Annotated in this window: 22 protein-coding genes; 16 read left to right on the forward strand and 6 right to left on the reverse strand. The window is 45.3% G+C overall.

The genetic code is table 11. The features are described 5' to 3' along the window. Positions 1-11: 11 nt before the first annotated feature. From NST94_RS10820 to NST94_RS10830, 3 genes are read left to right on the forward strand one after another with little or no spacing between them, the layout of a single operon-like run. Entirely contained in the window at positions 12-935 is a 924-nt protein-coding gene (locus NST94_RS10820) for a carbohydrate ABC transporter permease (protein ID WP_076130365.1), read from the forward strand. 48 nt (positions 936-983) lie between these two features. After that, positions 984-2,588 (forward strand): extracellular solute-binding protein, encoded by a 1,605-nt coding sequence (locus NST94_RS10825; RefSeq protein ID WP_076303044.1) that lies wholly within the window; start codon positions 984-986, stop codon positions 2,586-2,588. Between the two features lie 22 nt (positions 2,589-2,610). Next, positions 2,611-5,028 carry a TIM-barrel domain-containing protein gene (locus NST94_RS10830; protein WP_256717237.1) on the forward strand — a complete coding sequence of 806 codons (2,418 nt, stop codon included), beginning with the start codon at positions 2,611-2,613 and terminating at the stop codon, positions 5,026-5,028. Positions 5,029-5,117: 89 nt separating this feature from the next. Here the strand turns inward: NST94_RS10830 and NST94_RS10835 are convergent, their stop codons facing one another. Then, on the reverse strand, positions 5,118-6,461 hold the full coding sequence (locus NST94_RS10835) for a glycoside hydrolase family 30 protein (RefSeq protein ID WP_076130363.1): 1,344 nt from the start codon (positions 6,459-6,461) through the stop codon (positions 5,118-5,120). A 133-nt stretch (positions 6,462-6,594) separates the two neighbouring features. On the opposite strand from NST94_RS10835, the gene NST94_RS10840 reads away from it, so the two are divergent. Next, a complete protein-coding gene (locus NST94_RS10840; RefSeq protein WP_076130362.1) occupies positions 6,595-7,389 on the forward strand; it encodes an AraC family transcriptional regulator in 795 nt (264 codons plus the stop codon). A gap of 73 nt (positions 7,390-7,462) precedes the next feature. Here NST94_RS10840 and NST94_RS10845 read toward each other — a convergent pair whose 3' ends face one another. Together NST94_RS10845 and NST94_RS10850 are read right to left on the reverse strand one after the other, a co-directional pair. Beyond that, a complete protein-coding gene (locus tag NST94_RS10845; protein ID WP_339281956.1) occupies positions 7,463-8,431 on the reverse strand; it encodes a family 43 glycosylhydrolase in 969 nt (322 codons plus the stop codon). Positions 8,432-8,588: 157 nt separating this feature from the next. Further along, a complete protein-coding gene (locus NST94_RS10850) occupies positions 8,589-9,617 on the reverse strand; it encodes a glycosyltransferase family 4 protein (RefSeq protein WP_339281957.1) in 1,029 nt (342 codons plus the stop codon). 142 nt (positions 9,618-9,759) lie between these two features. On the opposite strand from NST94_RS10850, the gene NST94_RS10855 reads away from it, so the two are divergent. Further along, complete coding sequence (locus tag NST94_RS10855; protein ID WP_339281958.1) at positions 9,760-9,996, forward strand: hypothetical protein; 237 nt, start codon at positions 9,760-9,762, stop codon at positions 9,994-9,996. A gap of 63 nt (positions 9,997-10,059) precedes the next feature. On the opposite strand, the gene NST94_RS10860 is transcribed toward NST94_RS10855, so the two are convergent. After that, positions 10,060-10,923 carry a sugar phosphate isomerase/epimerase family protein gene (locus tag NST94_RS10860; RefSeq protein ID WP_339282141.1) on the reverse strand — a complete coding sequence of 288 codons (864 nt, stop codon included), beginning with the start codon at positions 10,921-10,923 and terminating at the stop codon, positions 10,060-10,062. A gap of 29 nt (positions 10,924-10,952) precedes the next feature. Then, positions 10,953-11,861, reverse strand: coding sequence for an alpha/beta hydrolase (locus tag NST94_RS10865; RefSeq protein WP_076309909.1), 909 nt, complete (start codon positions 11,859-11,861; stop codon positions 10,953-10,955). A gap of 381 nt (positions 11,862-12,242) precedes the next feature. Here NST94_RS10865 and NST94_RS10870 point away from each other — a divergent pair, with 381 nt between their 5' ends. The 10 genes from NST94_RS10870 to NST94_RS10915 all read left to right on the forward strand — a co-directional run bounded on the left by NST94_RS10870 (position 12,243) and on the right by NST94_RS10915 (position 23,534). Beyond that, positions 12,243-12,743 (forward strand): GNAT family N-acetyltransferase, encoded by a 501-nt coding sequence (locus tag NST94_RS10870; RefSeq protein ID WP_076130357.1) that lies wholly within the window; start codon positions 12,243-12,245, stop codon positions 12,741-12,743. 216 nt (positions 12,744-12,959) lie between these two features. Further along, positions 12,960-15,029, forward strand: coding sequence for a bifunctional aldolase/short-chain dehydrogenase (locus NST94_RS10875; protein ID WP_280752757.1), 2,070 nt, complete (start codon positions 12,960-12,962; stop codon positions 15,027-15,029). A gap of 40 nt (positions 15,030-15,069) precedes the next feature. Continuing rightward, on the forward strand, positions 15,070-15,828 hold the full coding sequence (locus NST94_RS10880) for a DeoR/GlpR family DNA-binding transcription regulator (RefSeq protein ID WP_036689767.1): 759 nt from the start codon (positions 15,070-15,072) through the stop codon (positions 15,826-15,828). A gap of 26 nt (positions 15,829-15,854) precedes the next feature. Further along, positions 15,855-16,583 (forward strand): (Fe-S)-binding protein, encoded by a 729-nt coding sequence (locus tag NST94_RS10885; protein ID WP_076193835.1) that lies wholly within the window; start codon positions 15,855-15,857, stop codon positions 16,581-16,583. Next, a complete protein-coding gene (locus tag NST94_RS10890; protein ID WP_248548012.1) occupies positions 16,580-18,133 on the forward strand; it encodes a LutB/LldF family L-lactate oxidation iron-sulfur protein in 1,554 nt (517 codons plus the stop codon). Before NST94_RS10885 ends, NST94_RS10890 begins: the two co-directional genes overlap by 4 nt. After that, on the forward strand, positions 18,126-18,854 hold the full coding sequence (locus tag NST94_RS10895; protein WP_248548013.1) for a lactate utilization protein: 729 nt from the start codon (positions 18,126-18,128) through the stop codon (positions 18,852-18,854). The genes NST94_RS10890 and NST94_RS10895 overlap by 8 nt, the downstream gene beginning before the upstream one ends. Positions 18,855-18,880: 26 nt before the next feature. After that, positions 18,881-20,371: a rhamnulokinase gene (gene rhaB / locus NST94_RS10900; RefSeq protein WP_280752758.1), complete on the forward strand. Its 1,491-nt coding sequence runs from the start codon at positions 18,881-18,883 to the stop codon at positions 20,369-20,371. Between the two features lie 596 nt (positions 20,372-20,967). Then, a complete protein-coding gene (rhaA, locus tag NST94_RS10905; protein WP_280752759.1) occupies positions 20,968-22,242 on the forward strand; it encodes an L-rhamnose isomerase in 1,275 nt (424 codons plus the stop codon). Positions 22,243-22,407: 165 nt separating this feature from the next. After that, positions 22,408-23,046 carry a Vat family streptogramin A O-acetyltransferase gene (locus NST94_RS10910; protein ID WP_076130349.1) on the forward strand — a complete coding sequence of 213 codons (639 nt, stop codon included), beginning with the start codon at positions 22,408-22,410 and terminating at the stop codon, positions 23,044-23,046. A 110-nt stretch (positions 23,047-23,156) separates the two neighbouring features. Continuing rightward, entirely contained in the window at positions 23,157-23,534 is a 378-nt protein-coding gene (locus tag NST94_RS10915) for a YkvA family protein (RefSeq protein ID WP_081383451.1), read from the forward strand. Between the two features lie 16 nt (positions 23,535-23,550). On the opposite strand, the gene NST94_RS10920 is transcribed toward NST94_RS10915, so the two are convergent. Next, a complete protein-coding gene (locus NST94_RS10920; RefSeq protein ID WP_076130348.1) occupies positions 23,551-23,943 on the reverse strand; it encodes a helix-turn-helix domain-containing protein in 393 nt (130 codons plus the stop codon). Between the two features lie 150 nt (positions 23,944-24,093). On the opposite strand from NST94_RS10920, the gene NST94_RS10925 reads away from it, so the two are divergent. Beyond that, the gene (locus tag NST94_RS10925) at positions 24,094-24,768 is read left to right on the forward strand and encodes an NAD(P)H-dependent oxidoreductase (protein ID WP_076130347.1); all 675 of its coding nucleotides are present in this window, start codon (positions 24,094-24,096) and stop codon (positions 24,766-24,768) included. Positions 24,769-24,887 lie beyond the last annotated feature (119 nt).

Below are 24,887 nucleotides of genomic sequence, written 5' to 3' on the forward strand. Positions count from 1 at the left end.
GGAGAATTGAAATGGGAGGTTTAGAGACAGTTACTAAAGGGAATGTGGGGAAAATAAAGAAGAATCGTTCTTCGGATACTATAATGGAAATAGTGATGTATGTTATATCAGCAATTTTTCTAGTTATCTTAATCTATCCGCTGTATTTTATCGTCATTGCTTCGTTCAGTGATCCTTCCGCGGTGGCGGGGGGGCAGGTTTGGTTATTTCCTAAAGGGTTCACCTTCGATGGTTACAAAGAGCTGCTGCGTCATGAAAATATTTGGATCGGTTACTGGAATACCATCATGTATACGGTGGTAGGGACCGCAATCGGTTTAATTGTAAATATTTCTGCGGCCTATGCGTTGTCCAGAAAGGATCTTGTGGGGCGAAAATATCTTTCCCTGTTTTTCATCTTTACGATGTTTTTTAATGGGGGGTTAATTCCGACTTTTCTAACGATCCGTGATTTCCATCTGTACGACACATTTCTGGTGATGGTACTGCCTTTCTCCGTTGGGGTGTTTAACATTATCGTTGCCCGCACCTTTTTTCAGTCGAGTATTCCGGGAGATTTATGGGAAGCTGCACAGATCGATGGTTGTGGAAATCTTCGATATTTTGTACAGATCGTTTTGCCACTATCGAAGGCGATTATTGCCGTGCTGGGTCTATGGATCGCCGTTGGTTACTGGAATTCATATTTTAATGCCTTGATCTATTTGAAAAATCCTAATATGTATCCTTTGCAGCTGATTCTGCGAAATATTCTGATCACCAATCAGATGCAATCGGGGATGGGAACCGGGGAAGCTGCGCAAATCGCACTACGACTCGCCAATATGATGCGGTATTCTGTTATTATCGTGGCAACGGTTCCGATCATGTGTGTGTACCCCTTTGTACAAAAATACTTTAACCAAGGGGTAATGATCGGCGCAGTGAAGGAATAGTACATTCGGCTATTCTACTAACATTCATTCGTAAGGAGCAAGAACGTTATGAAAAAGCAACAAAAAAACAGGATATATAGAACAATCACCGTCATTCTTTTAGTGACAACGTTGCTTGCTAGCCTTACTGCCTGTAAAGGGAGCAATAGGGTTAATTCTGTTGAACCTGAGACGGGCGAATTTAACAAAGAAGGATTGCCGATAGTGGATAAGCCTGTGACGCTGAAAGTACTCACTGTCCGGTGGGTAAGCATGGGAGATTCTTTTACCGAGAATCAATGGCTCAAGGATTTGGAGAAGAACACGAATGTCAAAATCGAGTGGCAGGTGATGTCCTCCAATGATTGGAGTGAACGGAAGTCTATTATGCTGGCCAGCGGCACACTACCAGATATCATTTTAGGGAGTCAGACCTTTGGAGATGCGGATATCGTCAATAATTTAAGCTTATTTCGGCCGTTAGATGATTATATTGAGCAAAACATGCCTAATCTCAAAGCAGCTATGGAAGAAACACCGGAAATGAAAAAAATCAGCACCTTTCCTGACGGGAAAATCTACTCGCTGCCTGCAAGATTACCCTCACGTCCTAAAAGCTCACGTCAGCCTGTGATTAATAAAACCTGGCTGGACAAATTGGGTTTGAAGGTACCGGATACGATAGACGATCTTTATAACGTGCTAAAAGCATTCAAAGAACAAGATCCGAATGGAAACGGAAAACAGGATGAGATTCCTTTTATCGAATTAAGTAATGATCTAATCAGTCCCTTCGGAATTGCAGATTTGAATAATAACTTCATGGTGGTCAAGGACGGAAATGCGGTTTATTACCCGATTTCAGAGGAATACAAAGAAGGGCTCAAATGGGAGAGCAAATTGTTTAAAGACGGATTACTTGATAAAGAAGTATTCACTCAAGACGAAACGATGAGATCGGCAAAGTTTCTAAATCCGGATGCCCCAATCGTAGGCTTCTCTTATCAGTGGACGCCAGACGCTATGTTTGGCAAATGGAGTGATCAATATGTGACCATTCCGCCAATTGCTGGACCAGACGGGAAGCGCTACACCGTTGGGAACCCGTATGGGATGAATCTGGAACGCAACGAGCTGTTGATCACCACATCCTGCAAGTATCCAGAAATTGCAGCACGCTGGGCGGATCAGTTCTATACCAATGAAGCCAGCATTCAGAATTTCTGGGGTGCCATTGGAACGGTGATTAAGAAAAATGACAACGGTACGTATACATTGATGGACCCTCCAACCGGCACCAGTGCGGATGCTTGGTATTGGGAACAGTCACTCCGGGATTTTGGGCCGAAATATGTAAGCCCAGCTTTTGAAAAGACCATCTTTCTAAATCCTAAAACCGGAGATGGACTGAAGCTACAACTCGATAAGCTGGGAAGTGACTACACAACACCACCTTTCCCCAACGTAATGTACACTGCAGAAGAGTTTCAGGAGCTGCCGACCTTGACCACCGATATTGATAGTTACGTCAATACAATGCGTGCTCAATTTATAATCTCAGGTGTTATTGACGAGCAGTGGGATGACTATGTGAAGCAGCTACGGGGGATGGGCCTCGAAAAGATGGTGAAAATTCGGACAGATGCTTTCAGCCGTTATATGGGCGTTGAATAACAAGAAATGAGGTTTTTACTTGATGGGAAATATAATGAAAGAGCCAACCCCTTTGGCGGCCCAATTAAAGCTGCATTCTGAACCAGGCAGTAATGCTGACGCGATTATTCAGGGGGAGTGCTATCGGTTCACTGTCTTAACTCCGGAGCTTATCCGGATGGAATATAGTGAGGAAGGTTTTTTCGAAGATCGGGCGTCGCAGACCGTTGTGAATCGCAATTTCCCGGTTCCAGAGTTCCGCGTAATGGATCTGGGGAATAAACTTGAGTTGATTACGGAGCGCCTGCATTTAACTTATGACAAGCAGCCTTTCTCCCGGCATGGTCTCAATGTTCGGGTGAGAAACGAAGCGGGTCACCTAATGAGTGTCTGGAATTATGGAGATACAGTCCAAGATTTGGGAGGGACTGCACGTACCCTGGATAATGCAGATGGTGCCATTTCGCTGGAGCACGGACTACTTTCACGTGCGGGGTATACGTTAATTGATGATAGCACCTCCCTAGTACTGGAAGAGGATGGACGGGTCGAGCTACGGGCGTTGGCTGGCCTCGATGTTTATTTTTTTGGATACGGTCATGATTATTTGCACTGCTTGAAGGATTTCTATCACCTTTGCGGTCGTACGCCCCTATTGCCACGTTATGCCCTTGGCAACTGGTGGAGCCGTTATTACCGATATTCAGAAGAAGAATACAAAGCGTTAATGGAGCGGTTTGAGCTCGAGCGAATTCCGTTCTCCGTCGCTGTTATAGATATGGATTGGCATCTCGTCGATATTGATCCGCAGTACGGCAGTGGCTGGACGGGTTATACCTGGAACCGGGAACTGTTTCCGGAGCCTCAAAGATTTTTGGCATGGCTGCATGAAAAAGGCCTTCGAGTAACGCTCAACGTACATCCAGCAGACGGTGTACGGGCGTTTGAAGATCCTTATCTGGCCATTGCTGCAGAGATGGGGATGGACCCGGAAAAAGGGGATGCTGTGGAATTTGATATCACGGATCCGAATTTTTTGCGGGCATACTTTAAGTTTCTGCATCATCCGCTAGAGGATGAAGGTGTGGACTTCTGGTGGATTGATTGGCAGCAGGGTGGAGTGACTAAAGTACCGGGACTAGATCCGCTTTGGATGCTGAACCATTATCACTATCTGGATAGCGGCCGGCGCGGCAACCGGCAGATTACTTTTTCCCGTTATGCAGGTCTTGGCAGCCATCGTTATCCTGTGGGCTTCTCTGGAGATACCATTGTCACTTGGGAGTCGCTGGATTTCCAGCCATACTTCACAGCCAACGCCGCCAACGTGGGATATGGTTGGTGGAGCCATGATATCGGGGGCCATATGAATGGTTATTTAGACGATGAGTTGGCAATGCGCTGGGTGCAATTCGGTGTGTTTTCACCTATTCTGCGGTTACATAGTTCTGCTAGTGCCTTTAACAGCAAGGAGCCATGGCGATTCAATAAGATTGCGGAAGATGTGATGAAGGATTGCCTGCGCTTGCGGCATAGTTTACTTCCCTATCTGTACACTATGAATCGCTACGCCAGCCGCGATAGTCTTCCGTTAATCCGACCGATGTATTATCATCATGCGTTGTCGAATGAAGCCTATGAAGTGCCCAATGAATATTATTTCGGAACGGAACTTATTGCCTGTCCGATTACACAGCCGGTCAACCCAAAGGTAGGCGTTGCCGAATTTAAGGCTTGGTTACCTGAAGGGATTTGGATAGATTTTTTTAACGGAAGAGTGTACGACGGTGGCAGAAAGCTTTCTCTTTATCGCAATCTTGAGAATATCCCTGTATTAGCTAAAGCGGGTGCTATTGTGCCCATGGCAGATCTGACGCAATTTACCTCTTCAGTGGATAATCCGAGGCATATGGAGGTCCGTGTATTTGCGGGAGGAAGGGGTCATTTTCATCTCTGGGAGGATGAGGGCGATACTGCGGAGGATCAGGACGATCAATGGTGTGATACAGAAATGATCCTGGAAATGGGGGATAGAGCGAGCTTCAAGATCCTCTCTGCTAAGGGAAATACAAAGGTTGTGCCTGAGCGGAGATCGTGGAAGCTGTCCTTTGTTGGTTTTGCTGATACGAAGGTACAGGTATTCGCTGGCGGCACAGAAATCGAAGCAAACATGGACTATGATGAGGCTACACATACGCTTACGATCATGATTTCGGATCAAGCGGTAGAGCATTCATTGGAGGTAACGTTCACAGATGCCCGGATTGCGGTGAATTCGGTAGATGATGAGGTGTTCAGCCTTCTGAACCGTGCGCAAATTCTTTTCCAATTGAAAGAACAAATTTACCATGTAGTCAAAGCAGCAGTAACGCCGATGGCAGCCCTGGCTTCTCTTGCCTCGTTGGATCTTGAACATACACTGTATGGAGCGTTATGCGAAATACTGTCGGCAAGACTTTAAGCACTATTTCATTGAATTTAATAAAAAAGGAGGTTCTCTCTGTGCGCTGGCATAAAGAGAACCTTTTTTTTATTAGGAATGAACCGCTGCTACTTAATTAGCAGGGTTTGAATGGCATGAGCCGGAATCATGTTCTCAGCCAGTTCGTCATGGAAGCGCAGGGTGAATGGAAGCTCTTGCTCTGTGCGATTCATAACGATAACAGCAATAGTGCCATCAGGGTTGCGGAAAGCTGTTGTTTCAAGCTTATCTGTATATTTGGAGAAACCAATGCGTTTAGCACCCGGACGAATATATTTACTGAAGTGCCCGATGTAATAGAAAGAGCTCTCAAAAGTAATTTCATCGTTTTTGGTATCTCCGATAATTGGAGCGTCACAGTAATTTCCTACATGATTAGGTCCACCTTGCTCATCCAAGACAATGTTCCAGTCTGTCCAGCTCGACATCCAGTTGTTCAGATTGCCAATGATATCATGTCCGTAACGTTCACCGGTGTTCCATGAGCCGAGATGAACGCCACCTTCTTGGCAGCCTTCGCTGAAGAACAGCTTTTTATCTGGGAAACGATCATGTACAGCAGAGAGGGCTTCGAAGTGATCACCGGAATACCAATGGAAGCAGATTCCCCATATGTATTTGGACGCTGCTTGATCTTCAAAAGCAACCTTAGCACGGTCATATACCCGTTCTTTGTTATGATCCCAGATCATAACTTTTACATGGCCCAAGCCCGCTTGTTCCAGAGCAGGTCCCAAGTAGTCACGCACAAAATCCTTTTCTTCTTCAGCGGTATACAGGCAGGAATCCCATCTTTGTACAGCTTTGGCTTCATTCTGAACACTGACAGCCCAGATATCAATCCCTTCTGCAGCGTACGCCTCAATATATTTAACGAACATGTTAGCCCAAGCCTCACGATATTCAGGCTTAAGAGCTCCGCCTCCGTTCATTTGCCCGTTTGTCTTCATGAACGCTGGAGGACTCCATGGGGAAGAGAACAGACGAAAATCTTCACCTACTGCTGCGGCAGCATTTTTTATGAGGGGGATAATTGATTCGTGATCTCTGGAAATATCGAATGAACGTAGCTCCGCATCGCCTTCCTCTACATAAGCATAGTTGCCCAGTGAGAAGTCGCAGCTTTGGATGTGTGAGCGGCAAAGGGTGTATCCGATGCCGTGCTCAGGATGAAAATAAGCGTCAATGATTTCTTTTTGTTTAGCTTCACTAAGTTTAGCGATAGTAACGGCAGAGGACTCCGTAAGGGCTCCACCAAAGCCTTCAATTTCTTGATACTCCAGATCATCATAGATATTGATTAGCTCTGATTCGACTCCTGACGTATCGGGAAGGAAAATCAGAGGGTCCTTTTCTGTTAAACGATCCGTGGTTTCTTTAGCGGTTTGAATGACGCGAATAGTTTTACTCATAATGGTTGATAACCTCCTACATATGAATTCTGTCTTTATTATAGAAGGAGATTCACTGCACTTTGAAGAAACAATATGGCTAAGAACCTCAACAATCTGGTCATTGATTACTATAGAAAGAGGAGCAAATGCTATGGAAACAAACAGCGTTCAAATTAGTTTGTGTGGATTTATCCGCCATACTCAGCCTTTTCGGCAACTATATCGCAGTGGGTTGGATACCTATATCATCAGGCTGCAAGCCGAAGGGGAATGTGAAGTCCTCATTGATGGAGAAATGACTACCGTAGTACCTGGGGATCTACTATTATTTAAGCCCTATGATATATATGATCTGAGAATCGGTGAAAAGAAAAGTCCTCTGGGACATAGTGTGGACTATTTTGTAATGTGTACAGGGGAATGGGTGGACCACTGGTGGAACCTGCGTGAGCGACCCAAAAAGGTAAGAATTGCGGATGATGGTAAGCTGCAAAGTATATGGCAACAGCTTGATCTGGAGAATAGAAGACTAGACGGGGGTAGCCCTGAAATACTAGAAGCGCTATTTAAAGCTTTATGTTTGCTGTTAGATCGGGCTATGGAAGAGGCACCTGCATCATCTTCGGCTTCACTTCTACACGGACTTAAGATGAAGAGTTATGTGGAGGAGCATGCTACTTCAGAGATCAGACTAAAGGACGTAGCCGCTCATGCTGGAATTAGTGTGACAAGGGCCGTGCATGTATTCAAAATCCAATTCGGTTATTCTATTATGCAATATGCGGGGCAAATCCGGCTTGCGATGGCACTGAGATTAATGGACAATACCAATTACACCTTAGAGCGTATAGCAGAGGAGACGGGGTTTGGAAGTTATACCTATTTTCACAGGGTGTTTCGGGAGCGTTATGGTGTCTCGCCAGGTATTTATCGAAAGAGAGAGTAGAAGGTTTAGCAGTAAAAAGAAGCTGCCCCATAAATCACAGAATAGGGCTTAGGGGCAACTCCTCGATTAGACGTTAATTATAGTAAGGCCAGCCAGCAGAATCCCATTCGAGATCACTGATTAACAATTTGGGTGCGCCATTCTCAGCGACACTGTAAGCATGGCGGACGATAACGCTGGTTCCGTATATATCTTGTCCACCAGGACCCGCCCAAAAACTGTTGCCGCTATCGATGACCGTAGCCCCGCCATTTTTCATATCGGTACCGTCCTTTGCATAGAAAGGCCCCAGTACGCTGGTTGAGCGTCCCACTGCAATTTTATAGGTGCTGTTTACGCCTGAGCAGCATTGGCCAATGGATACGAATAGATAATAATATCCAGTATTTGGATTGTAAACCATGCTGGAACCTTCAATCCCCCCGGATTTAGTGGCAATGCGATACGAGTTGCCCGTTGGCTTCATGGTTGTTTTGTTGATGGAGGTAATGTAAATCCCGTTGCTCCAGGAACCGAAGGTCATCCATAGGTTTCCGTTAGCATCTGCCGTAATGTTAGGATCAATGGCGTTATAATTGGAGGCGTCATTTGATGAGATAACGACACCTTGGTCCGTCCATTTTCCCCCGGAGATCGATTTAGTAGTTACTAAACCAATAGCAGACACTCTTGAGCCGAATGTGGAGATAGAATAATAGAGGTAATAGGTACCGTTATAGTAGAAAATTTCTGGAGCCCATACATCTAGCCCTTCTTGATTGGGAACATAAGAGCTCCACCAGGAGGGTTTCGAGTTATAAATCGGAAGGGAGCGAATATAGTTCGTTCCATCGTTTGAAAACATCACTTGGAGACCTGATCCCGTGCTGAATACCCAATGTGTGTTTCCTTCTTTGATATATGAAGGGTCGTGTACGTTGGTATCTCCAGTCAGATTCCAGGTTGCTGCATAAGCTTGCGATCCTGCTGAGAAAACAGTTGTAAAAAGCATTAAAAAAGACAACAATAACAACCGATAACCTTGCCTACCTTTTTTCGCCATATTCCTTCTCCTTTTAGTTTATATTTTCCTAAAGTGTTTCATTATTTTGCAATTGATAACGCTTACATAATATCTTGTATTATTTCTCTAGTCAATGATTCTTTTGGATCAATAAAAAAGCAAATCTCAGCCATCGGAGACTTGCTTTTTTATATTTTTATAATAAATCTGTGATCGCTTGTTCAAATAATCTGACACTATTTTCCCAAGTCCATTTGCGCGAATATCTTTCCCCCTGCTCCGCTAATTTAGTTCTTAAGTTGGGATCACGTATTAAGCGAATGACATCTTCACCGAGCTGGTTCTCATATCGATAAGAGAGCAAACAGTTTTTTTTGTGATGGGCGTATTCCATATTCCCACCCGAATATACACAGACTAACGCTGCTCCACAACGCATGGCCTCAAGTCCCGGTAAAGAGCCTGTATCAAAAATACTTGAGCTAACAAAAATATCCGCACCGTTATAGTGATAGCAGAGCTCCTCATCATTTGCTGGCGTAAAGAACCGATATTTGCCAGTAGCTTTCATTCTTTGGAGAATTTCTGAGGTGTTGAACTCGTCAGGCGGACTGATGAAGTTAATATTTACATCGGGATATTGGCTTTTTACGTAATCCAGCTGTTCTATAAGGTAATCTTGCTCGCGGTGCCAGGAGAAACCGCGTTCTGTTTTTCTTAATATAGCTGTTATGTTTAGAGGCTCTTGAAGACTGTGACGGATATTCATATTTTTAAAAGAGGAGCTAATGCCAATGGGCACGATACTGCCGGTGATGCCATGATTTAAACGGATCAGCTCCTGCTGCCAACGTGATAAAACGATAAGATGCTCAGTGATGTGATAGGAGGGGAAGGAGCGTCCGTTATCCGGTAAAAAAGGTGGCTCATAACATAAAGACAAACGTACATGAATACCCTTTCCTTGCTCGCTCGCAGCTTGGGCAATGGGGACAGTTGTATAATAATTAGAAACAATGACGTCTCCGGGAGGAAAGTCATGCTCGTGAATATTCATATGTGAGGAGCGGATTACGTTTGCGCGCACATCATAAGAAATAGCGCCATCCACAGGCAAAAGGAGATTGACCTGATGACCCAAGTCTGTCAGCCCATTGGTGAGCTCTACTAGCATACGTTGTGCTCCGCCATGAGATAAGGTCAGAATAGGGAATGTGAATCTCATTGATAATCCCGTCCCTTCCAAGTTAGAGCTATAATAGTGAAACAATATGATTCAATCGTTCTATTTCTTATTTTATTCAGTTCCTATAGAAAAGTACCATTTATCAAGCTTATAAACAAAAGGAGAAGGAAGAGGGGGGAGTATGAGGGAAGAAAGCCGTTCGGTGGTGGGCAATTTGGCGAAGGCTGATCTAGAACGGGAGGTCACCATTAGTTTCCCTGAGGGGGCTGGAATGGAGAATTATACTTGGAGTATTCAAAAGATTATGATCGGAGCGGCAGAGCATTATTCCTATCATACAGGTCAAATCGTATATGCCTCTAAATTGCTGCAGAAAGAGGATGATCATCTGCTCAATAACTGGAAACATTATTTTTGAGCATAGATAAAGCTGGGGATAGATGCGCAGCTGCTGCTAACACCTATCCTCAGAAATGGATTTTTATTGTGTTATAGGTGCAAGCTTCTTCAGTAAAGCAACGGTATCATTAACCTCCAGATCCTTGATATCTTCTAATGACACATCGATCATTGGCTTATATTCTTGGAGTTTGCGCAGGAAAGCCTCGGTATGGAATACTCCGCTGCCTGCTTTTCCGTGGTATGCTTTTTCACCATCTTGATAGATATCTTTTAAATGCGCCAGAATGATACGGTCGCCGAATAATCTAAAGGAATCATCGACAATTTGATCCTGCAAATGCGCAGCCGTGCCAATAAAATTACAAGGGTCCAATACAACACCTATACAGCTTGATGGGACTTCATCTAAGATGCGGCGCATCTTGTCTGGTGTAGAAAGTGTATGTGTGCAGACCCCTTCTAGTCCTAGAAAAACGCCCCATTTTTCGGCTTCCTCTGCAAGTTCTTCTACAGTTGCCCTTAACGTATCCCAGCCGATAGCTTCGTAATGGATCGGATCTTGTGCTTGAAAAGTAGTCAGCGCACCTGTTTCTGTTGCCACCATAGGTGCGCCGAATTGGCGGGCATAACGAAGATGCTCTTTAAAACGATTGATCTCAGCTCTCCGGATGACAGGATCCGGATGAACAGGGTTGATGTAACAGCCCAAAACACCGATACGTATTCCTGCTTTGTCAAATTGTTCGCCAATATAGCTGGCAAGACCTGGACTTAGTTTACCGGTAGAAGTGTCGATGTCCTGAATGGCTTTGGATAATGCAAGCTGAACAAAATCGATATCATAATTCTGAAGGGTTGCAGTTAACGACTTGAGCGGCAGGCAGCCAAATGTGTGGGCTAGAGTTCCGTATCTGATGAGTAACCTCTCCTTTAATAGAGTAATGAGTAATAACCTTCATAATAGTAACGCTTTCATAAGGATGCAAGTGATTTATCATTATCGCGGGTCAGGAAATTGATGATTTCAGTGTTGACTCTATCCGGTTGCTCATGATTAATGCCGTGTCCCGCACGGGGAATCACTTGGTAATGAAACTTTCCATCCTCTAAAATATCTATGAAATCCTTTGATTGTTTTAACGCGTGTTCTCCTACTAAAAAATAAAGCTTATCTCTGACGGCAACTGCGGCGTTTTTATCATATTTTTGAAGCTTATGAACAAACATAGCTTGCTGATTATGAGCTCGCATTAAAAGAATTAGATGAGCAGCTACTTCTGGGTGATTGTTAAATAAAGGGGAGTCAGGCGCACTTAACTTCTTCAGCACTTTCAGTAAATTGCGATCCGTGGGAATCAGAATCTCTGGGAACATCATCATTAGCGTTTGCAGCATGGCTTTGATGGGTGTGGTGACCATTCCGCCTTCCAAACAAATCACACGGTTCACTTTGTCCGGTTGCTTGGTTGCATAATTAAAAGCAATATAGGCTCCATTTGACACCCCTGCAATATTAAAGATGTCTATGCTCAGATGTTTGGCTATTTCATTAATCCATTCCACCTGCTCAAACTTTTGTTTATTAAAGTGCGCATTAGGAATGCTTTTTCCGGGTCCGCCCAGAGTATCAATAGCAACGCAGTAAAAATGCCGCGATAATTCCTCGATGTTAAGGAGCCACATGACCGCCGAGTTATCACCAACGCCATGAAACAGAAATAAAGGGGGATTACTCTTTTGCCCGGTAAGGATACAATGCGTCAGCCCATATGTGGTTGGGAGATCGAGCTCTTCAAGAGGAATAGGCCACTGATCAACTAGCTGTTGGTAGGATTGCCACACTCGTTCTTGCACCTTGGCATTCTTAAAGCTATTTACCATCACAAACCTCCTTAGTGAAAATACAACATCTGTATCTTATTCCAATAAGTATACTACGAGAGTGCGGAAGGAGGAGCGCGCAATAGGAACATTCCTGTGAAAAGAGGGGTGCAGACCAGATAAGTGTATTTCATACAACTAAATTGCTACTTTACTCTCACTACGGTGAAATAGATGTACTTCGTACAACTATTTCTCTCGTATTTAGCTGATTCAGCTAAATTGGGCGAAGTTAATTGCACAAAGTACACTTAACACATTAGGCGTGAGCATTGAAGATCATTTTAGTTGTAGAATGTGCAATTAAATAATGCATGCCGGTCTCTTTTGCGGTAAATTTTGATAGGGAAGTTATTAATAACGTTCTAGGTGGGGATGATTATGCTCGTTGAGCTAAAGGAAGCTAGTGTTTCAGATGGACGCGATATTTTTGAGCTGATTGTGGAGATAGGTCCGGGGGAAAATGGATTCGTCAATAACGGATTTGATCTGGCTTACAGTCAATTTCCTGATTTCATCCGGGATCGGATAGCACTTTCACAAGGTGATAATCTTCCGCCACAGTATGTAGCACAAACCAACTACTGGCTACTGATTGACGCTTATCCTGTTGGTGTCGGAAAACTAAGACATTCCTTAAATGATCAATTGAGGAAGTCCGGTGGACACATCGGTTATAGTATCAGACCCAGTGAAAGAGGAAAGGGTTATGGTACGATTTTTTTGGCAGAGCTGTTAAAAAAAGCTGCGGACATGGGGATTGATAAGGTCATGCTGACTTGTGAGCCGGATAATATATCTTCGAGAAAGGTTATTGAAGCGAACAAAGGAATACTACATGGCATTGAGAATGAAAAATGTAACTACTGGATCACCCTTTAAGCTGGTGTGAAAAATAGGGGAGGAGTTGCCAAGAGGCAGCTCTTTTTTGTTATTCGCGATGTTATTGTAGTTCATCCAATGGAGATTCGTCTAAAATGTGAAAAAAATTTAAAATTTTGTTGAAAGCGCTCTATTCAAACACAAACAAATAGTTTAAAATCAAAACAAACAAAAATAAACAAAAAAACAAACATTCAAAAACGGAGGTATTCACAAATGGTACAAAACTTATGGGATTCATCTCGGAAAACGAAATTAAACGGGGGATTGGATGCATTAGTGTTCCGCTCTAATCTGCTGGGCGAAGATCGCAGAGTCTGTAACTTTGGCGGAGGGAATACATCCAGCAAAACGATAGAATTGGATTTTCGCGGGCGTGAGGTAGAAGTAATGTGGGTGAAGGGCAGCGGCTCTGACCTTGCTACGATGAAAGCAGGCAACTTTACCGGACTAAGGCTTCAGGATATTGCCCCGTTATTTGAACGTGATGAAATGCCAGATGAAGAGATGGTAGCTTATCTCGCAAATTGTATGATTGATCCTAAACATCCGCGTGCTTCTATCGAAACGTTACTGCATGCATTTTTACCTTTCAAGCATGTGGATCATACGCATCCAGATGCCATTATCAGTTTATGCTGCGCTCATAACGGTAAGGAAATTGCCCGTGAGATTTATGGGGATCGTTTCGTATGGGTGCCATACATCCGTCCAGGCTTCACTTTATCCAAAATGATTGCCGAAGGTGTGCTCGCAAACCCGAAAGCTGAATTAGTGCTGATGGAGAAACACGGTCTCGTGACTTGGGGGGATACACCTGAATCTTGTTATGCCAAAACAATCTCCATAATTAACGAAGCGGAAAGTTATATTGAAGAAAGAATTGAAGATCAGAACCTATTTGGCGGCCGCAAATCAGAAGCACTTCCAGAAGCAGAGCGGCGGGCTGTAGCGGCGGCAGTGATGCCACTGATCAGAGGCGCGGTCAGCGATGAGCGTAAAATGATTTTGACCTTCGACGATGCGGAGGATGTGCTGCGTTTTGTAGGAGGGGCTGACTCGGAGAAGTTATCCGGTGTAGGCGCAGCTTGTCCAGATCATTTGGTACATACCAAAATGAAGCCGCTTTTTGTTGCGTGGGAGCCAAATACCAATGATATCGATGGCTTGAAGGCGAAGCTGAGCGAAGCGATTAGCGATTATAAGGAGCAGTACAAAGCGTACTTCGACCGTAATAAACATGAAGGCGATGTAATGTTCGAGGCTGCGCCACGTGTGATCCTGATCCCTGGCGTGGGCATGATCAACACAGGTAAAAGCTGGAGCAATTCTAAGATCAGCGGAGCCTTGTATCACCGGGCGATTGCTGTTATGCGCGGAGCTACTGCGCTGGGAGATTTCGTCTCTCTAAGTGAGAATGAATCGTACAATGTGGAATATTGGCCCCTGGAATTATATAAATTATCATTGGCTCCGGCAGAAGCGGAGTTCTCCCGTAAAGTTGCCTTTATTACAGGTGGTGCCGGGGGAATTGGGAGTGAGACGGCTCGTCGTTTAGTATCAGAAGGAGCGCATGTTGTATTGGCAGATCTCAATCTGGAGGGTGCACAAAAAGTAGCGGAAGAGATTAACGCTAAGTTTGGTGAAAATCGTGCATTCGCCGTTAAAATGGACGTAACTCAGGAAGAGCAGGTAACCGCAGCTTATGCGGAGACAGCCCTTTTTTATGGCGGGGTCGATATTATTGTTAATAATGCTGGGCTTGCAACCTCCAGTCCGTTTGATGAGACTTCATTGAAAGAGTGGAATTTGAATATTTCTGTGCTGGGCACAGGATATTTTCTCGTTGCACGCGAAGCTTTTAAAGTGATGAAGGAGCAAAAAATCGGAGGCAGCATGGTATTCATCGGCTCCAAAAATTCTATTTTTGCAGGTAAAAGCGTCTCGGCTTACAGTTCTGCCAAGGCGCTCGAAGCCCATCTGGCCCGCTGCATAGCAGCTGAAGGTGGAGAGTTTGGCATCCGTGCCAATACGATTCTGCCCGATGCAATTCTACAAGGATCAGCTATCTGGAATTCGAACTGGCGTAATGAACGGGCGGCTGCTTACGGGATTGAGCCGGATCAATTAGAGGAGCATTACCGTAAACGCACGACGCTGCTAGTTAATATTTATCCACGTGATATTGCCGAAGGCGTTGCTTTTTTTGCTTCTTCCAAGTCAGAGAAAACTACGGGTTGTATGCTGACAATCGATGGTGGAGTGCCAGCAGCTTTTACTAGATAAGAGGTAGCTTGAATATAGATAGGGATAACGGAGGGAAATCATGCTGATTGCAGACAGATATGAACGAATCGTAGAACTAGTGAATGAACGCGGCAGTATCCGTGTCTCAGAATTGAGTACATTATGCCAAGTGACGGAAGAAACCATTCGCCGCGATCTGGATCGATTGGAAAAAGCGGGGCGGCTGCTGCGTTCGCATGGCGGAGCAGTTAGCCTGCGTGACCGGCAACCGGAGACCCCTTATGCTGAACGAGAAATCATGAATGCAGCGGAGAAACAGCGGATTGCCCGTGAGGCGGTAATGATGATTAAGCCGGGCGATCGGATTCTACTGGATGCCAGTACAACGGCTTGGTATATGGCTTCGCATTTGCCGGATATGCCGCTCACTGTGTTGACCAATTCTACTAGAGTGGCAGCAGAGTTAAGCGGGAAGGAGCGGATCGAGGTCTTTTCTACAGGCGGGCAACTGAGCCGCAGATCAATGTCCTATGTTGGTCATTTAGCAGAACGTTCGCTTGAATTGTATCACGTGGATAAAATGTTTTTTTCCTGCAAAGGATTTCATCTCGAACGTGGCGCTAGTGAATCAAATGAGCTGCAAGCTATGGTGAAACGAAAGATGATTTCTATTGCGGAGCAAGTGATCTTATTATGCGATTCCAGTAAATTCGGAATTCAAGCGTTCACACATTTTGCGGCTCCTAGTGATGTGGATGTTCTAATAACGGATTACAGCCCTGTTGAAGAACAAATGAAGCAGTTGCAGAAGCTGAACATCGCAATAACGACGGTGTAGTAAATAGTTGTGCAGGAGGTGAAGGCATGAAGGTATCGATGTTTATAACTTGCGTCAGCGATGCCGTGTTCCCGAAGGTCGGGGAAGCCATGGCTCGTCTGCTGGCCAGATATGGCGTACAGCTGGAGTTCCCGGAGGTGCAGACCTGCTGCGGACAGCCTGCGTACAACAGTGGATATTGGAATGAAGCGCGGCAAGCTGCACTTACGATTCTGCAGGCCTTCGATGACAGTGATTTTGTCATTGCACCTTCCGGATCCTGTACGGGGATGCTTCATCATTACCCTAAGCTGTTTCAGGATGATCCGGTTAATCTGGTCAAGGCGCAGAATTTGCAACGTAAATCCTATGAATTCAGCCAGTTTATGGTGCAGGTGCTTGGCGTAACTGATCTAGGAGCAGTGTTTCCGCATAAGGTTACCTATCATCCTTCCTGTCATGGCACAAGGATTCTAGGGATTCGCGACGAACCTATGCAGCTTATGCAAAATGTGAAGGCGATGGAGCTGGTACCACTGCCTTTTGCTGAGGACTGCTGTGGGTTTGGTGGAACCTTTGCCGTGAAAATGTCTGATATCTCAGGGGCGATGGTCACTGAGAAATCAGATCATGTGCTGGAGACGGAAGCAGAAATCCTAACGGGTCTGGATATGGGTTGTCTGATGAATATTGCCGGGAATCTGCGTTACCGCCGCGAACCCGTTCGAGTTATGCATTTAGCAGAACTGCTGTATGAAGGGGTGATTGATAAATGAGCCAAGCTACCACCAATTCCACGGCGAGTTCAGAGAATGGAAAGCCAGCAACAGTAAAAGAGCGTGCAGACTTGGCACTGAATAATGACTTTTTACGAAAGGCTGTTCGTTTTACCACGGAGAGACTGCGTGATGGAAAACAAAAAGCGGCTAACGATCACGGTCACTGGGAAGAGTGGCGTGAACGTGGGCGGCAAATTCGTCTACACACGATCGCCCATCTTGATTACTATTTGAACCTTTTTGCTGACAAGGCAAGAGCAAACGGCACACATATTCATTTTGCAGCAACGGGTGAAGAGGCTGTGAAGATTGCCCTTGAAATCGCGCAGCGAAAACAGGCAGCTTCTGTGGTCAAATCCAAATCAATGGTTACTGAGGAGCTGCATTTAAATAAGGCGCTGGAATCCATTGGTGTGGAGACCATAGAGACGGATCTGGGGGAGTATATTATCCAGCTTGCCGGGGAAACCCCGTCACATATCATTATTCCGGCGATTCATAAGAACCGCTACCAGATTGCCGAGCTGTTGTCCAAAGAGGCAGGAGAGGAGCTTTTGCCAGAAACTACTATCCTTGCTGGATTTGTACGGCGAAAGCTGAGAGAGAAGTTCCTTGATGCGGATATCGGAATGACTGGCTGTAACTTTGCTATTGCAGAGACGGGTTCGATGGTGCTGTTCGAGAATGAAGGCAACGCTCGTATGGTCACCACTTTACCGAAAACACAAATTACCCTGATGGGGATGGAGCGGATTATTCCTTCGTGGAGTGATCTTGAAGTGATGGCTACATTATTGCCTCGTTCGGCAACAGGGCAGAAGTTAACGGTATATATGTCGGGTATTTCTGGCCCCCGCAGGGATAATGACGGTGATGGGTCGGAAGAGCAGCATATTATTATTCTTGATAATGGCCGATCTGAGCAGCTAGGTGATCCTGAGTTTCAGGAGCTGCTGAACTGCATCCGCTGTGGAGCTTGTCTGAATGCTTGTCCTGTCTACCGTCATATTGGCGGTCATGCATATGGGGGAACGTATAGCGGACCTATAGGAGCGGTGTTGACCCCGGCGTTGAATAAAAATGTAGATCAATGGGATGACATCGCCTCAGCCTCTAGCCTGTGCGGAGCATGTTATGAAGCCTGTCCGGTCAAAATCCCTCTGCATGATATGCTCATCTATTTACGCCGGCGGAAGGTAGAACGTGGTTATGGGGATAAGGCAGAAGGTCTCGGCATGAAGGGTTTTGGGGCGATTATGGCGAAGTCACAGCGATTTAGTAATGTGATGAAGGTAGGTAGAATCGGGCAAAAGCTGCTCGTGCGAGACGGAGGAATTCCGTCGAAACTGGGGCCGCTGAAAGGCTGGAACAATTATCGGATCGCCCCGAAGCTGGCAGATCAATCCTTCCGTGAGAGCTGGAAGGGGCTGCAACAGGAGCTAGACAAGAACAGTCGCGAAATGGACCCGGCGATACAGAAGCGAATGGAAGATTTACTAGCGAAGCGGAAGCGGGAAGAGCTGGAAGGAGGGGCCGGACATGACTGAAGAGACGCACAGTAACTGGTTGGAACGTATGGAGCAGGATTCACGTGAAAAGCAGCAGACATTCATGAATGATATCGCTCGCCGCCTGAAGCGGCCGAGAATTACTGAAGCTCCTGCACATCCTTTTCGCGGCGCACCGCAGTATTGGCAGCAATTCCAGTGGAGTCCGGAGGAAAGGATTGAACAATTTACGGCGAATTTTCAAAGCGCCGGTGGTCATGTATTTCGTGTGAAGGATATGGATGAAGCCAAAGCTTTCATCGTCAGCAAAGTCAATGAGATGCTCGCACGGTATATTCTCCGGCAAAATGTCACCGAGCTAGCAGCACTTCGACTAGAGGAGGAACTCACTGATACACGGGTGTCTGTCTGGAATACAGATGATCAGGAGGCATGGAAAGCTAGGGCGGCCGAGGCTGATATTGGAATTGTGATTGCGGATTATGCAGTTGCCTATACAGGCTCCATTACTGTGCTGTCCTCTGAGAATAAAGGCCGTTCAGTCAGCTTATTACCTACCGCATTAGTTGCCATCGTTCCATTGGAGCGGCTGAAGACTCGTCTCGGTGAGGTGCTTATTGATTTTGATGAAGCTGGGCCATCGGGGCTGCCGGCGGGCATCCATTTTATCTCCGGACCTAGCCGTTCAGCGGATATTGAGAATGATCTGACGATAGGCGTGCATGGTCCAGGAATCGTATTCGCTTTGCTAGTAGGCTGATAGGAGATAAGGAGTGTTGTATAGGGATGAATACACAAGCTCATAATCAAATTCAGAATCATATTGCTGTTGATATCGGAGCCTCTAGTGGGAGAGTGGTCTGTGGAACCTTGCAGCAGCCGGGAAGAACCCTGTCTATAGAAGAAATTCATCGCTTCAGTAATGGATTCGCTGAACAAAATGGTAATCTATATTGGGATATAGATTATTTAGTTGCTGAAATCGTCAAGGGCTTACAGCAGGCCAAGGCTAGAGGGATCGAGCGCTGCACCGTGGGCATCGATACTTGGGGTGTCGATTATGTACTTCTCGATCAGGAGGGAGCGCGGATCCATGAGGTTTTTTCTTATCGTGACTCCCGAACGGATGGAGCGATAGAGAGGCTGCATCGTAACATCTCAACTGAAAGCGTTTACGGAAAAGTGGGGATACAATATCTCCCGATAAATACGTTGTATCAACTGTTTGTGCATGATCAGGCGGAGCTGGAAGCAGCACATTCCATCCTGCTGGTCCCTGATTATCTTTATTATCGGCTTACGGGTCGCAAGATTAGTGAAGTGACGATAGGTTCCACCTCTGGGATGCTGAATCTTCACACTCGTGATTACGATGAGGATCTTCTGTCGGTGCTTGGTATTTCAAAAGAGCAATTCCCTCCCTTAACAGAACCTGGGGAACCCGTTGGGAGGTTGACGGAGGACTTGGCGGCTCGCGGTGATCTTCCAGATTGCGAGTTCATAGCAGTAGCCTCTCATGATACAGCATCAGCTGTATTAGGGGTTCCGGCAAACAGCGAGAAATGGGGATTTCTCAGTAGTGGTACTTGGTCACTCATCGGGGTGGAACGGGGTTCAGCCATCACAAGTAAAGAGGCAATGTTACGCAACTATACGAATGAATGGGGAGCCTACGGCTCATTCCGGTTTCTTAAAAACATTATGGGCATGTGGTTGATTCAAAAGGTTCGTGAGGAGTACGGCGGACAATACAGCTTCGGCGAGCTGGTAGAGCTGGCAGCACAAGAAATCCCCTTTAGATCGATCATTTATTGCAATGATGAACGATTTATGAATCCACAGAGCATGATTGACGAGATCCGCAGCTATTGTGTGGAAGCAGGACAGCTGGTCCCTCAAACGCCTGGGGAAATAGCTCGATGTGTTTTTGATAGTCTTGCTTTATCTTATTATTTCTACATTCAGGATCTCCAGCAATTGACGGGTGACAACTTAGAGAGGTTGCATATCGTTGGCGGAGGTGCGAATAACGGTCTGTTGTGCCAGATTACGGCAGATCTGCTGGAGATGGAAATTCACGCCGGACCAACAGAATCTACGGCTTTAGGCAATCTGGTTGTGCAGATGATCAGCACGGGTGCTGTAACTGATCTTCAAGAGGCGAGAGAAATTATAAGTCGTTCATTCCAAGTAACATCTTATATACCGAAGGGGATGGACCCCACGACCAAAGAAGCGGCTTTGGCACAGTTCGCCCGGCTGCAGGTCGTTAATTAGTAGCTAAGTTTAGTGGAAAACGAGCGAAAGAGAGGCAAAAGTGCCTCTCATCGAGCGCAATACGCGGAACACGAGCTAAAGAGAGGCAAAAGTGCCTCTCATCGTGCGGCGTATGCGGAAAGTGAGCTAAAGAGAGGCAAAAGTGCCTCACATCGAGCGCGATACGCGGAAAACGAGCCAAAGAGAGGCCAAAATGCCTCTCATCGAGTGCGATACGCGGTACGCGAGCTAAAGAGAGGCAAAAGTGCCTCTCATCGAGCGCAATACGCGGAAAACGAGCGAAAGAGAGGCCAAAATGCCTCTCATCGAGCGCAATACGCGGAAAACGAGCTAAAGAGAGGCAAAAGTGCCTCTCTTTGAGCGGAGTACGCGGAAAACGAGCCAAAGAGAGGCAAAAGTGCCTCTCATCGTGCGCGATACGCGGAACACGAGCTAAAGAGAGGCAAAAGTGCCTCTCATCGTGCGGCGTATGCGGAAAGTGAGCTAAAGAGAGGCAAAAATGCCTCTCATCGAGCGCAATACGCGGAACACGAGCGAAAGAGAGGCAAAAGTGCCTCATCTAAAACACACTAAGTTAAAAATCAGGAGGCTCAAACATGGAGCAGAGTAAAGAGAGCTTACAGAGCATTCAGAACAGCTACAATGAAGCGAAAAAGCTTTACGCACAGCATGGGATCGACGTAGATAAAGTGTTGGAGCAGCTAGCGGAAATTAAGATTTCTTTGCATTGTTGGCAAGGTGATGATGTGAAGGGTTTTTTGAATAAGGAAAAAGAACTGAGCGGCGGGATCGCAGTCACCGGAAGTTACCCGGGGCGGGCCGGGAATCCGGAGGAGCTGCGCCGGGATTTGGAACAGGCTCTAGCACTCATCCCAGGGCAACATAAAATAAATTTACATGCTATTTATGCGGATACAGAAGAGACTGTAGATCTCGACGCGTTAGAGCCTAAGCATTTTGAGCGCTGGGTGAGCTGGGCCAAAGAGCAGGGACTCGGATTGGATTTCAATCCTACCTGTTTTTCTCATGAAAAAGCAAATGATGGCTTTACACTGAGTCACCCAGATCCTGAGATCCGCAACTTCTGGATCGCTCATTGCAAGGCTTCACGTCGAATCGCCGAGTCCTTTGGTCAAGCATTAGGTCAGCCTTGTGTCACTAATTTTTGGGTTCCAGATGGTTATAAAGATACGCCGATCGACCGCTTGTCACCAAGGGTACGGCTTCAGCAGTCACTCGATGAAATCTTCAGCGAGGAAATCGATCAGCAATATAACATTGATGCTGTAGAAAGTAAGCTGTTTGGTATTGGTTCGGAAAGTTACGTGGTTGGCTCACATGAATTCTATATGGGTTATGCGCTAAGCCGGGGTAAGGCGGTGTGCTTCGATGCTGGGCATTTCCATCCAACCGAGACGATTTCGAATAAGCTGTCTTCCTGGTTGCTGTTTGGGGATCAATTACTGCTGCATGTTAGCCGTCCAGTACGCTGGGATAGTGATCATGTGGTAACTATGGACGATGAGCTGCTCGAGATTGCCCGTGAACTGGTTCGTGGTCAGTTTCTGGACAGAACGCATATTGGATTAGATTTTTTTGATGGAAGTATCAATCATGTTGCTGCTTGGGTGATCGGAACACGAAATACATTAAAAGCTTTGCTTCGTGCCATGCTGGAGCCAATCGAGCAATTGAAGCAAATTGAGCTGGATGGAGATTACACTTCAAGGCTTGCCTTGGTCGAGGAATTTAAATCGTATCCGTTTGGAGCCATTTGGGATTATTATTGTGCGAAGAATGGCGTACCGGTCCGGGAAAGCTGGCTAAATGAAGTGAAACAGTATGAGGCTGAGGTTTTATCGAAAAGATAGAGGTAGAAGTAGAAGTGAAGTAGAACGAACTTTAACAATATAAGTAGATAAAAGATAGGCGGTTACCGGCAGGTAGCCGCTTTTTTATGTTTATGAATCGTACATGATTTGAATTCAGCTCTGATCTCTGCTATGTTTTATCCAAAAGAGAGCGAGGCGCAAACTATGAAACAATATGGACCGAACCCGAATACGCTCTATCCCAATGAACAAATTAAAAGTATCTGCTATATAAAAAATGCGATTACAAGAGACAATATCATTGTTGGCGATTATACCTATTATGATGATATAAACGGTGCAGAGAAGTTTGAGGAACGTGTGACTCATCATTATGATTTTATTGGCGATAAGCTTATTATTGGAAAATTCTGCGCGATTGCCAAAGGCATTGAATTTGTCATGAATGGTGCCAACCACCGGATGAATTCGGTTTCGACCTATCCGTTTAATATCATGGCCCATGGCTGGGAACAGGCGGTCCCGGATTTAAAAGATCTGCCGCTAAAAGGTGATACAGTCATCGGAAACGATGTTTGGATTGGACAAAATGTTACGGTTATGCCAGGTGTGCATATTGGAAACGGAGCAGTTATCGCAGCCAATTCTACAGTTGTAAAGGATATTCCGGCGTATAGTGTAGCTGGAGGAAATCCCTGCAAAGTGATCAGACAACGTTTTGATGATGAAATGATCGAATATCTTGAAGCGCTGAAGTGGTGGGATTGGGATGCTGAGCGAATCTTTAAGAATCTTGAAGTGTTATGCAGCAGCGATTTAACGAAAATCAAAGCGATCAATTAATCGTAAGTAGGTTCAGGATACGGACTTTAGTTTATCTTAAAGATATAAACCTCAATTGAGGGAATACTTTAGGTATGTACGTCATATGAACCTTTCGGAGGGAACCGGCAATGAAGAAGGATAAGGTCAAGAATAGCATGGAGCTCACTGCAGAGGAATTTCCATATAGCAAAGAAAATGAGGAAATGGTAACGCAAAATTTTTGGACGAAAACTAAAAAGTTCGCAGGCAAAATTCCATTTACTAAAGATGCTATCGCAATGTATTATTGTGCCGTCGACGCTAAAACACCTTTATGGGCGAAAGGAATTGCTTTCGGTGCATTGGCTTATTTTATTTCTCCTATAGATGCTATACCCGATGCGATTCTAGGCCTTGGATTTACAGATGATGCAGCGATTATCGCAGCAGGCATTAAAGCGATATCCGGTCAGGTAACCAACGAACATAAGGAAAAAGCTGCAGCGTTTTTTAATGGGGAAAAATAAAAGGTGCAGCATTGAGCTACACCGTAATATCTGTACCTTCAGGACAGCTTTCTGCGGAAAGCTGTTTTGTTTTGTACACCTCGCCCCAATCTTTCATGAGTTTAATAATAGGAATCAGTGTCTTGCCGAATTCAGTTAAAGAGTATTCGACTTTTGGGGGAACCTGATGGTAGACCTCACGGTGTACAACCCCATCCTCTTCCAACTCTCTTAGTTGCAGGGTCAGCATACGTTGGGTAATGCCCGGGCAGATCCGGCGGAATTCGTTAAAACGTTTCGTGCCATCAATCAAGTGATAGATGAGAATTCCTTTCCATTTGCCTCCTATAACGTCCAGTGTGAATTCTACAGGGCAAGCTTCTTTGTTGCTTTCCGGGAAATTTCCGAAGCCACCTTTTCGGTCACGCATAGCTGTTCAACTCCCATGGTATCATTTTGTATACTACATAACATTATTGTGCGTACTTTTAAAGAAGTGATATATACACTAATATTAAGCATGTGATCGGCAAACAGTCAAATGCTCGTCGATGCTAATCAAGTAAAGGGAGTGTTACTCATGGATACTTTATCGTTAAACAAGAATGAAATCCTGTCTGCATATCAGTTCAGACATGCAACTAAAGAATTCGATAGCCATAAAAAAATTAGTGAATCGGACTTTCAATTTATTCTGGAAACTGGACGATTGTCACCAAGTTCATTCGGATTCGAGCCTTGGCGTTTTGTGGTAGTACAAAGTCCGGAAGTACGTGAAAAATTACGTCCTTATGCCTGGGGCGCACAAAAGCAATTGGCAACCGCAAGCCATTTTGTGCTTATTCTCTCACGTCTTCCTAAAGATATGGCTGCTGACTCCGATTATATTAAAGGGATCATGGAGAATGTGCAGGAGTTGCCTCCGCAAGGAATGGAAGGAAAACGTAAAGTTTTTGATAAGTTTTTGAAGGTTGATTTCGGACTGATGGAGAATGAGCGGGCAATGTTCGAATGGAGCTGCCGGCAGACTTATCTGGCGCTTGGGAATATGCTGACTTCAGCTGCGTTAATCGGGATCGACTCCTGCCCAATGGAAGGTTTTGATAAAGCTAAGGTTGAGCAGATTCTGGAAGAAGAAGGGATTTTGGACGCTGAGCATTTTGGAATCTCCTGTATGGCAGCTTTCGGATATCGGCTGAACGAACCACGTGGTAAGACGCGTCAAGGTGCAGAGCAAGTAATTCAGTGGGTTTAACGAAATTGAATCTTAATCTTTGAGCCTGTAAAGTCTCTGTATTCTGAGGATTTTGCAGGTTTTTTTGCGATATTTCTTATAAGATTCAAAAAGTAATTGAAAGTTTCATGAAAACTCTG

It is taken from the genome of Paenibacillus sp. FSL H8-0282, from assembly GCF_037963825.1.
Classification (GTDB): domain Bacteria; phylum Bacillota; class Bacilli; order Paenibacillales; family Paenibacillaceae; genus Paenibacillus_AQ; species Paenibacillus_AQ odorifer.